This window comes from uncultured Gimesia sp. (genome assembly GCF_937919775.1).
Taxonomy (GTDB): Bacteria; Planctomycetota; Planctomycetia; order Planctomycetales; family Planctomycetaceae; genus Gimesia.
In genome coordinates, this window is record NZ_CALFPF010000464.1 from 1 (window position 1) to 11,197 (window position 11,197).

The window sequence follows — 11,197 nt, forward strand, 5'->3', positions numbered from 1 at the left end:
CACATCTTCTTTACATTCATCAGCAAAATTCAGAGTGCCATTAAAAGGCGTTCAACAACTCGTTCGGGCCAAATGTTTTTTGAGGTTTGACAATTGTTGTCCGATAGGGGGATTTTACGTATGCGAAAATTTGGTTTTCTACTCACATTGTTTGCGCTGATGATTTTTGCCAGTGACGCTTATGCCCAACGTGGCGGCGGCGGCGGTGGTGGTCGAGGAGGCGGCGGAGGTCAACGTGGCGGCGGTGGCGGAGGCGGTGGTCAACGCGGCGGTGGCGGAGGAGGACAAGGCGGAGGTGGCCAGCAGATGGGACAAGGTGGAGGCGGTCAATGCCAGCAGGGGGGCGGTGGCGGCGGCAGCCAGATGCGTCAGGGCGGAGGCATGCAAAACGGGATGAACCAGGGTGGAACGGTAGACACAGTCGAAGTGCTCACTCAAGTCATGGCGCGGATGGATCAAAACCGTGACGGGATGATCTCTCGAAATGAAGTACCGCCTCAACTACAGACTCAAATGGCAGGGGCTGACTTGAACGGGGATGGTACATTGAATCGGCTGGAGCAGATGGCGGTACTGGATCGTGCCAAAATTTTAAGCGGTCGCCCCGACTCGAACGGCAGTGGTCTCAATTCAGACATCTTCCAGAAGTTAGATAAAAACCGGGACAATGCCATCAGTCCGGCTGAAGTTCCCAGACCGCTCCAAAGGCTGTTTCGAACGCTTGACACGAATCAGGACGGATCAGTCGATGCTGAGGAGCAGAAAGCCGCCATTGAACAGATCAAAAGCAAGTTGAATCCTGAGGTTCCTCGAGTCAAGCAGCCTCAATTATAAGGATCGCACAGTTAGACAAAACACAAATGTGCCAGGAATCGATTCACGACTTCAATGGTGTACTCCTTGGGGCGGCTGTACTTTCGAGTTCCGAGATCGTGTGATGCAGCCCGCTTTACCGGTCAATAAGAGATTCCTGGCACTTTTTATTTCATCTTTTCAACCAGAGCAATTGGGCATTCGACCGCGAATCCCCTGCCTACCTCATAAATGGCAAATCCAAAACGACGGCGAACGCAGTAACGCTCAGATTGATACCGCGTCATTGCCGTTTCGATCATCGCTTCTTGCCTCCCTGAATTCATGGCTCGACACAGGTTCTATTCTGGAATGTTGGCAGACTCTCTTCTAAGATAGTGATATCTGAGTCCTTCTCACTCTTTTGAGAACCTGAGAAACATCCCTCATGAAGGTCGCTTCCATGAATTCGATACTGCGCTCTTTTCTGGTGGTCTGCTGTCTGACAGGCTCACTGATTCTGCCTGTCGAAGCTCAACCACCGGCAAGTTCTCTGGAACAACAACTCAAACAGGCTCCGCTGGAACAACTAGCCAAAGAAGCCCGCCGACGGGGAAATCCGAAACGGGGTGCTCTCATTTTTTACAAATCGGTGGCGGCCTGCATTAAATGTCATGACAGCGGGAATGACTCAACCCCGCTGGGTCCCGATCTGACAAAGACCGATCAAACGCTGACCGATGAGTATCTGGTCGAATCGATCCTCGCGCCGTCGACAAAAATCAAACAAGGCTTCGAGACAGTAACGATCATTAAAACCGACGGTAAACTGGTTTCCGGGCTGGTAGCGGAAGACCGAAAGGATTCACTGGTTTTACGTGATGCCTCCAATCTGGAACAGGAAATAGTGGTCCCCAAACAAGAGATCGACGAAAAAACCGTCAGCCAGAATTCCATGATGCCTGCCGGGCTGGTGGGGACACTGAATAGTCAGGCTGAGTTCTTTGATTTAGTCAGCTATGTTTTCAACGTCGCCCGCGGCGGTGCGCAGCGTGCGGCGGAACTGAAACCATCGGCAGAAGAATTGCTCGTCAAAGACGACACCCAAAATCTGGACCACGCGGGTATTCTGAAACGAATGAGTCAACAGGATTTTGAGGCAGGAAAACAGATCTTTCAGGGTCTGTGTATTAACTGTCATGGTGCGGACGGGAATAAACCGTCGCTGCCTACGGCCCGGGCGTTCGGCACACAGCCATTGAAGTTTGGTGCCGACCCGTATCTGATGTTTGTGACGCTCTCCAAAGGCAACGGCTTGATGGGCCCGATGCAACACCTGAGCCCGAAAGAACGGTATCAGGTGGTGCATTATATTCGTGAAGAATTTATGAAACCGAATAATCCGGCATACACGGTAGTGACTGAGGAGTATCGCAAGCGTCTCCCGAAAGGAACGAAGTCGGGTGAATTCGATCTGAATATCAAACGCGATTTTGGCCCGGCACTGGCTTCACAGCTGGGGCGAATCACGACCAGCGCTCTGACAGTCAAACTGGATGATGCGACAACCATCTCGTACGACCTGCACACGCTGAATCAGGCAGGCATCTGGCAAGGCGGGTTTCTCGATTTAAGTCAGACTCAGCATATTCGCGGCCGCGGTGAAGGCGTACCTCAGCCACAGGGCAAACAATTAACAGGACTGACGGGCTGGCAGTGGGGCCATGCAGGGACCCTCGATTACCCGCGTGAGAATTTACGACCACGGGGACCGCTGCCCGAAAACTGGCTGCTCTACCACGGTCACTATCTGCACGGAACACAGCTCGTGCTCGCTTATCAAATTGATGGTCGTGAGATTACCGAATTGCCGATCGCAGTCGAAGGAAAAACGGCGGTGCGACATCGTATGCATATCGGTGCCGGAAACGCATTGATACTGGCAACGGCAACCCCCGAGAAAAGAGACGCGAATTTTTCCGGTCTCTTGACGGGAAATGAAACGCAGCCTCAACAGAAACAGGGACCCGCGGCAGATTCGATTGTCCTCAGCGGTCGCTCACAGGGAATTCAACTCGGCCCCTTTACCGCATCCGCCGTCTCCGGTGATGTAAGCGGGATGAGTTGGAAGGTTGACTCACAACAACGACTGGTATTAACCATCCCCGAGGATGACAAACCACGGCTCGTCGAGATTCTCTGTTTTACTGGAACCGGTACGGGAGATTTAAACACACTAAGGACACTGGTAAAACAAGACGAAACCACGACACACGTCGATCCCCAAAGCTTGACCAGCGGCGGCCCCGCCAATTGGTCCGCTGTTTTAAAGACCGTTGGATATCCCGGGCTGGAACGGGGCGCTTATGTGCTGGACACGATCAGCATCCCGGAATCCACGCCCTGGAACACCTGGTTTCGCACCTCGGCACTCGATTTCTTCCCCGATGGTCGGATGGTCGTTGCAACCCATGGCGGCGATATCTGGATTGTTTCCGGTATCGATAAAGACTTGTTGAACCTGAAATGGAAACGCTTTGCTGGCGGGCTGTATGAACCCTTTGGCGTAAAAGTGGTAGACAACACAATCTATGTCACCTGCAAAGATCGATTGACGCGTCTGCATGATTTGAACCACGACGGCGAGGCCGACTTCTACGAGAGTTTTTCGGCAGATACCGACGTCTCCCGCTTCTTCCATGCGTTCAATTTCGATTTGCACACTGATACGGAAGGCAATTTTTATTATGCGAAGTGCGGCCAGTATACGAGCTATGCATTGCCGGGCGCGGTGATGAAAGTCTCCCCTGACGGAACACAACGCGACGTGTACTGCACAGGGTTTCGCACGCCCAACGGCATGGGCATGTTGCCTGACAACCGGATGACGGTCAGCGACAATCAGGGCAACTGGATGCCCGCTTCCAAAATCAGTCTGGTGAAGCCGGGCGGCTTCTACGGTTATGTGCAGACACACTCAGGGGGAGACGGCTGGGCACCGGACGGTGGTCGCATTGATCATCGCAAAGTGATTCCCCCCAAAACATTCGACCAACCGCTGATCTGGATGCCGCAGGACTTCGACAATTCCTCAGGCGGACAATTGTGGGTCGATGATCCACGCTGGGGCCCCCTTTCCGGTCGCTTACTGCACACCAGCTTCGGCAAAGGCTGGTTGTATTATCTGATGCTGCAGGAATTTGACGAAACCAACCAGGCCGCGATCATCAAATTACCGTTTGATTTCAGCTCGGGCATCCACCGGGCTCGCGTGAATCCGGCTGACGGCCAAGTGTATGCGGTCGGTCTGGACGGATGGAACGGCGGCGGCCGACCGGGGCTCGTCGACCAAGGCGTTCAACGTCTGCGCTATACCGGGAAACCGATATCACTCGTGACTGATTGTCAGGTCGAACCAGATGGATTAAGGCTGAGTTTCAACTTCCCCCTCGATCCGAAAACCGCCGCCGACTTGAAATCGTATCTCGCCGAACAGTGGAACTACCATTGGCGTCCCGCATACGGTTCCGACATGTATTCTCCCACCACCGATCAACCGGGGAAAGAGAAATTAAACTTCACCAAAGCAACGCTTTCCGCAGATGGCAAGAGTGTGAAGCTGACCGTGCCTGATCTCAAACCAGTCAATCAGGTACATCTGAAACTGAACCTCAAAGACCGGCAGGGAAAACCGTTTCACGAAGAAATCTACTGGACCATCAACGGCGTTCCGAACAGTAAGTAAGTTCTCCTCGCCGAAAGAATATGTGAGCCACCAACATCATTTTTCTGATAAAAACAGATTTCATCTATAATTGTTAGATAAATAGATCAACTATGGATCATCCCTTCTTTGTCAATCCGAGGAAATCATAAACAGGATCGGATACCAGTAAGCCCCTCGTTCGTTCTGCTTTTGAAAGAGTAAGTCATGCCAAAATGGATAATACTTGCAACCTTCTGTCTCATTCATCTGATTGCCGACGATGTCAATGCTGCCACGGGGCCTGACTGGATTCGAGATTTTGAAAAAGGAAAGCAAATCGCGAAGGCCGAAGGAAAAGATCTGTTCCTGCTTTTCACAGGGCATGGCTGGTGCTACCACTGCGAGTTGCTTGATCAGGCTATCTTTCAGAAGCACGAATTCGTAGATGCGTTGTCGAAGCAATACGTATTTGTGGAACTGGATTTTAATTTCGGTGAAACACCCGAGGAAAAAAAACGGGAAATTCGCTTCCAGCAACTGCAAAGCCATTACCTCGCGCCAGCAGCTCCCACTGCGGTATTAGCCGACGGCGCAGGGATCCCGTATGCATTCATTACTGGTTACAACGAAAAAACAGGTCTGCAGGGATATCTGAAGTTTGTTACCGCTGCGCAAAAAGCAAAAACAAAGTGCGATGCACTGTTAACTGCTGCGGCTGCGGAATCGGGAATATCGCGTGCCCGCCTGCTTAGTCATGCGCTGGATTCGATCGCGCCGCAACTGGGGGACATCGATGAGCGTGGTGACGAACCGCTGCTGCATTTCTACAAGGAGACCGTGGAGGAAATACTTAAGCTGACGGATAACACTGGTAGTATTGCCAACAAATATATCTCCCTGCGTAGCAGCCGCGATGCATGGATCGCCGAAAACGACGTGTTTGACAAACTGAAAGCCTTTGATTCCAAAAAAGACTACACGGGTGCCATTCAATTTATTGCCGAATCTCTTAAAACGACAAAAAATGAACAGGTACGCTGGCGGTTAGAGATGACACGCCAAGCCTATCTGGAGTGGGGTGATCAATTCGAACAGGCGTTGGAAAACTGCCAACGCGTTCTCGCTTTGGACAATATTCCGGAAGATTCCCTCGAAGCATTTCTGAACCGCGAAGCCTTCAACCTCTTTCGCCTCAAGCGATTTGACGAAGGAATCGCCCATTTTGAACGACGACTGCGCGAGGCGGGCAGTGATAAAGAGAAACGTTTAAAGCTACTCGCATGGAAAGTACAGTTGATGCTTAGACATACCCCGGTGGAGAAATCCATCGAAGCCTGTCAGAGATATCGCAACGCAACGAAACATGGCACCGATGACTGGCTCCAAGCTACCTATTTACTCGCTCTGGAATTACGGCGGGCAGAACGCCATCTTCAAGCGTTAACTGTAATCAATGAATTTTTAGTAGAAGATAGAACGTCCTATCAATTACTTGACGCTGCTGAAAGTTTGATCGCATTAAAACGTGATCAGGAAGCAGCTGAATTGATTGAAGAAGCACGATCCCTGAGTCAACCGCTCAAAACCTCACCCCGAAAATCCGAATTGGATGAATTCCAGAGTCTCACAGAGAAAATGGAAACGCTGACGCGGAGCATGTCCGATCGTCGCGCCCTAATGGAGAGACAGAAATAACCGACGATCAACGGCGTTACGAAACGTGATTCTTTTGTTGATTCGAGGCGATAAAACATTCACAAAAGAGCAACTCATCTTAGAGTCTCCAATCCCAAACTGTTGTCGACCGATCTTTAATTGATTACAATCCGGGTATTGCCTGCCTGAGAACGGGCCTGGTTTTGTCTCATCACAATATTGAGTGAAGATGATTTACGATGCGACTCATGACGAATCACTGTAACAAACTCCTGGCCCTGCTACTGATGCTCATCGTCAGCCACTTGCCGCTACGTTGGGAACATACGCATCAGGGGTTGAGCGGACAACAGTTAGTCAGACATCTGCAATTGTACCACCCAGCGACTCCCGCCTCCCGGCTTCCGCAAGGTTGGCACTGCCATTCAGATTGGCCGTTTGCTTTGATGGAAGAAGAGTGTGCTGCCTTTCCAATCCAGGCTGACAGCCGAATTCCGTATGACATCAATTCTCTGCCCCTGTTGCCTGCTCACGGTTCCCTTACGATTCCTGACCGACAATGGCTGCATATGGTTTCCCCCCCGGAGACCAAATACGGTCGCCCAACCTATATTTTGCTGAATGCGCTACTGATTTAAACAGAGCACAGCCGCTGCAGTTTCTTTCTTTCCTGTGAGCAGACAGATCCTCCGACTTGAGTTTCACTTGGGATGGATGCTGTTGCTCCAGTCACACCCTTAGTTTATTAACACGAAACTTTTAAGGAAAAATCAAGATGAATCTGAATCTTCGCTCTATACTGACCGCGGGCCTGCTGCTGGGAATGGGAGTCGCGCTGACCTGGTCTCAGACAGCGCCGTCTCAAGCCGCCGACGCTAAGGATAAACCACAGACAGGCGTGCCAGTCGAACCTGATATGCACGAATTCATGGAATATGTGTTCCAGCCGACTTATCGAAGGCTGAAGATGTCCCTGGCAGCCGAGCCTGAAAATAACCAGATCTGGAAAGCCATCAAGTCCGACTCACTGATTCTGGCAGAAGGTGGAAATCTCCTGCTGCTGCACAAGCCTGAAAACAGCCGTACGGACTGGGACCAGCACAGCATTCAGGTGCGCCAGTTTGGTGGCCAGCTCTACAAGGCAGCCAAAGCGAAAGACTTTAAAGCCAGCAAAGCACATTTCGAATCGATGCTGAAAAACTGCAATGCCTGCCACAAACAATTTGATAATGGCAAGCATCAGCTGAAACCATAACGTCGAAAAGTAAAAGCGTGAAACAAAAACGCCTGAAGAATCCAACCGGATTATCAGGCGTTTTTTTATCGAACAGGAGAAATCTCAAGACTACTTTTGCCCCGTCAGATCAACGCAGATCAGTTCGCTTTCACCACGAAGATAAAGGCGGTTGCCGACCAGGGCACAGTGAGAAAAGATATTTTCATTACCCGGACTGGGAAAAAGATCCAAGCGGGAGACGACCTGAAACGGCTTCGCTGCGCCGTCGACCAGCACTAACTGGCCTCCTTTGCCGATCACGAGAATTCGCTTAGAATCGGTGATCAGGGCGGCATAATCACTGAATGCCTTATCTGCTGCGTTCCAAGACGTTTTCAAACCATTTTTCCAATTCAGGCAGTAGATGTCATTCCAGACACAATACACCCGATCGCCAATTTGGATCGGCGTACTCATATCGGGGCTCAGATCTTCATTGATAGCCAGCGGCTGGGGATTGATAATCCCGTTTTGATCGAAGTCATACAGTCGCGTCCCGTTATTTTCGGTAGTCACCAACAGCTTCCCATTCAAATTCAGAGGGGTAGGAACATTAAAGTCTCCCGAATATTTCGGAATCACCGTCCATAATCGTTGACCTGTTTTGAGATCCCAGCCCCCCAGCGAAACGGAATCATGGCCTACAATCTGGAGCCGCCCGCCGAATTTTCCAGCGATAAGCGATCCATAGGCGGCTGCGTTACCGGGAGTCTGCCATAAGGTTTTCCCGGTCTGAGGATCCAAAGCAACCAGCGAAGCCTCTTTCGCGCCGGGATTGACAATCAACCGGTTTTCCACGATCAAAGGAGACGAACACGTTCCCCAGGTGGGCTTTTCGATCAGTCCGTACTCCTGATACAGATTCTTTTTCCAGAAGATCTTTCCCGTCGCGATTTCCACACAATGTAAATCACCAAATGCACCGAGTAGAAAGACCAGATCGCCATAGATCAACGGAGTGGCACGGGGAGAGGTTCCATAATCGAGCTCTCCCGCCGCAGGATATTCTACAATCCATTGTACTTTTCCATCACTGGCGGACAGACAGCGAAAAAGGTCGGTCTGATTATCCAGCCCCCGATCACCAAAAATGACTCTATCCTGAGTCGCGGCTATGCCCCCCAGTCCGGGGAAGGCGAGGGTATAATTCCAGATGCGGATCACTTTGGCGGGCAATGACGCTGGCAGTTGTGGTACAGAACCATTCCGCTGCGGCCCGAGCCAGCCAGGCCAGACTGAAGTGGATTGCTTACCCCCCGGTTCGACTATTTTTTTTTTACCAGCCGCGGTGGCTGGTTGGGATGTGTCTCCTGGATTTTCGAGGGGTACAAACCCCAACAGCGATTCTAAAGATGTACAGAGTTCCGGCTGCGTTACCACATTCAGCAGTGCGTTGTTGATTTCCTGTTGTTCGACGGCCTTCAGATTGCCGCTGACAAAAGCTGTGATGAAAGGAACCGGTTTTGTTTCCGCCACAACGCGCAGATCTCCTTTTTTGATTGTGCCACACCCCTGCAGAAGCGGTTTCGCATAGCTGGAAATGACAGCGGCCGCACGCACGTTTTTATCAAACTCCAGAATTTTACAGGCACCATCGCTGCAGGCTGCGCTGATTTCCAGTTTTTCGGGAATCGTGACCTGGGCCTTTTTCAAGATGGCCATGGCGGCGAGATGTTTTTCATCACATTCTGAGGGCCCGAAGAAAATCCGATAGCCCTGCAGATCTTTGGCTGTTTGAGCGGGATCGTTCGATGGAACCACAATCAATCCGGTTTGCGTGGTTGCTCCCTTGAGATCCGAGAGACGGGCCACCGGGTTCACGGGCAGCTTCGCTGCACTGGCATCCGCGCGAACGACCGAGTCCTTGCCGATGATCAGAAATGCTTGTTTGTTCGCATTTTCCGGTAGAACTTTTGCCAGTGATTCCGAAAACTTGACTTCGACTTTGCATCCCAGTTCGTTCTGCAGATACTCACCCAGCTTCTCATAGTCGCGCTGCGCGTAACCTTTTACACAAGGGCAGGACAGAGGTGCTGCCAGGGGATCCATCACGATCAGCGTCAACGGTTGTGGGCTGACCTGTTTTGCAGGCGAGGTCTCCCCCGCAAAAGCAGACGAACCACTGAATACAAGGCATGCCACCAGAGACAACAGGTAAAACGAAATCTGTTTGAACGTCACTTTTCTCTCCTCATTCAGATGAGTGACCACAGGCTGAAAGTTCGCTGAGACACAGCATGCGAGGCGAACCTGCCAGCCTGAGCCTGCTTACTTTGCTGTACTTGCGGTGGCCGTTGGTTTGCGGGCCATGACGATAATATGATTCCGTGTCAGATCCATCATGTAAACCCGATCTCCATCCGGCGTGACCATGATCGAGACGTTTTTGCAACCGGGAACCAGGTCGACTTTCCCCACAAAATCGAGATATTTACCGTCGGCTGAATAACGTTTGATGTATCCCAGATTCGATTCCGCCGTATAAACTTCCCCGGCTTTGCCGACGGCGACATTCATCGGGTTACAGCAGCTGCCGAAACCTTCGACACCGTTGCGATCCCGACTTCCCCAATGGTTCATCTCTTTTCCATTGCGGTCATAATGGCTCACGCGGTGCCGTGAGTTTTCTGCGACGAAGATTCCGTCTTTGTTACATTGCACATCCATCTGACCACAGCAGCCACGGAGGCCTTTGACGACGATCGCCCCGTTCTCAAAGTTTTTGTCGGTTCGCCAGACCTCGTATCCATAACCTTCGATGGCTGAGCAGGCCAGGAAGATTTCTTTCTCGTTCATAGAGATCGAGGAGACCCGCATTTTCAGTTTCGACATCGCTTCCACCTGCGCGTTGATCTCCTGTTCCGTGGGCTCTTTGGATTTCTTTGCCGTCAGCTCCCTCTTTTGATATTGTTCCAGAATCCGTTCGTAGGAGAGCAACCGTTTTTTGTCCTGCGCGGACATTGCTTTGCCTTTACTCTGATCTTTCAACTGCTGAATCATTTTCTCCAGACGTGGCACCATCGAGACGACCGACGAATTCCGGGCTTTATTCTGCTGTACCACCTGCTCGCGAAGTTTGGCATTATTATCCATGATCGCTTTGGCGTGCGGGGCGTCGTTGGTGGAGAGAATACTTCCCTTGTTGTCGAGCTTCAAAATCTTACCGCTGCCGGCGACGTAGATCGTGCCATCCTGATCCACGTTGATGGCATCCGGAGCGATCGGAACCTTCCAGGTTTCCAGTAGTTTTCCATCCGGATTGAAGACCCGAATTTCCCCTGCTCCCGTTCCATAGGCGGCCAGCAGATTTCCCGACTGATCCAGACAAAACGTCTTGATTCGCATACCGGGATACAATTTGCTGCCAACCTCGATCACAGCAATCTGCTGGTGCGTTCCTTCGGGAACTTTGACGGGCTCCGGCTTTTTCTGAGTCGCACCATTGGTGATCAGCGGGACGACTTTGCCATCTTTGACCTGAATCTGTATTTGGACCTGTTTTGGTTTTGGCGTTGCCGCTTTGTTCTCGATTTCCTCGGCTTGCACTACACTGATTGAGATCAGACTGAAACAACAGCCGAGTATGACAGAGTTCCGAAACCAGTGAGTCAGATGAGAATCGCGCATCGCTGTTCTCCCTTTGGGAAAAAGATCGATTGAGAGATCAGCTTCGAACGTCCTTCGAAGCGGCCTCGTTGGTGATATCCATAAAATGTTGCTCTACGAAGACATTCGCAAACAACAGTTTGATCTTAATTAATTCGAGA

Annotated in this window: 8 protein-coding genes; 5 read left to right on the top strand and 3 right to left on the bottom strand. The window is 51.2% G+C overall.

Annotated features, from left to right (window positions below; all coding sequences use genetic code 11):
• Positions 1-120 precede the first annotated feature (120 nt).
• Together Q0294_RS13180 and Q0294_RS13185 are read left to right on the top strand one after the other, a co-directional pair.
• Positions 121-834: a hypothetical protein gene (locus tag Q0294_RS13180; protein WP_299466030.1), complete on the top strand. Its 714-nt coding sequence runs from the start codon at positions 121-123 to the stop codon at positions 832-834.
• Positions 835-1,255: 421 nt separating this feature from the next.
• Positions 1,256-4,537: a DUF6797 domain-containing protein gene (locus tag Q0294_RS13185; protein WP_299466033.1), complete on the top strand. Its 3,282-nt coding sequence runs from the start codon at positions 1,256-1,258 to the stop codon at positions 4,535-4,537.
• A gap of 111 nt (positions 4,538-4,648) precedes the next feature.
• On the opposite strand, the gene Q0294_RS13190 is transcribed toward Q0294_RS13185, so the two are convergent.
• Positions 4,649-4,960, bottom strand: a complete 312-nt coding sequence (locus tag Q0294_RS13190; protein ID WP_299466052.1) for a hypothetical protein — start codon at positions 4,958-4,960, stop codon at positions 4,649-4,651.
• Here Q0294_RS13190 and Q0294_RS13195 point away from each other — a divergent pair.
• The 3 genes from Q0294_RS13195 to Q0294_RS13205 all read left to right on the top strand — a co-directional run bounded on the left by Q0294_RS13195 (position 4,859) and on the right by Q0294_RS13205 (position 7,409).
• A complete protein-coding gene (locus tag Q0294_RS13195) occupies positions 4,859-6,193 on the top strand; it encodes a hypothetical protein (protein WP_299466049.1) in 1,335 nt (444 codons plus the stop codon). The two genes, Q0294_RS13190 and Q0294_RS13195, sit on opposite strands and share 102 nt — an antisense overlap.
• A gap of 200 nt (positions 6,194-6,393) precedes the next feature.
• Positions 6,394-6,792, top strand: a complete 399-nt coding sequence (locus Q0294_RS13200) for a hypothetical protein (RefSeq protein ID WP_299466036.1) — start codon at positions 6,394-6,396, stop codon at positions 6,790-6,792.
• Between the two features lie 137 nt (positions 6,793-6,929).
• Positions 6,930-7,409 (top strand): hypothetical protein, encoded by a 480-nt coding sequence (locus Q0294_RS13205; RefSeq protein ID WP_299466039.1) that lies wholly within the window; start codon positions 6,930-6,932, stop codon positions 7,407-7,409.
• Between the two features lie 90 nt (positions 7,410-7,499).
• On the opposite strand, the gene Q0294_RS13210 is transcribed toward Q0294_RS13205, so the two are convergent.
• Positions 7,500-9,611 carry a PhnD/SsuA/transferrin family substrate-binding protein gene (locus Q0294_RS13210; protein WP_299466043.1) on the bottom strand — a complete coding sequence of 704 codons (2,112 nt, stop codon included), beginning with the start codon at positions 9,609-9,611 and terminating at the stop codon, positions 7,500-7,502.
• Positions 9,612-9,698: 87 nt separating this feature from the next.
• Positions 9,699-11,057, bottom strand: a complete 1,359-nt coding sequence (locus tag Q0294_RS13215; RefSeq protein WP_299466046.1) for a hypothetical protein — start codon at positions 11,055-11,057, stop codon at positions 9,699-9,701.
• Positions 11,058-11,197 lie beyond the last annotated feature (140 nt).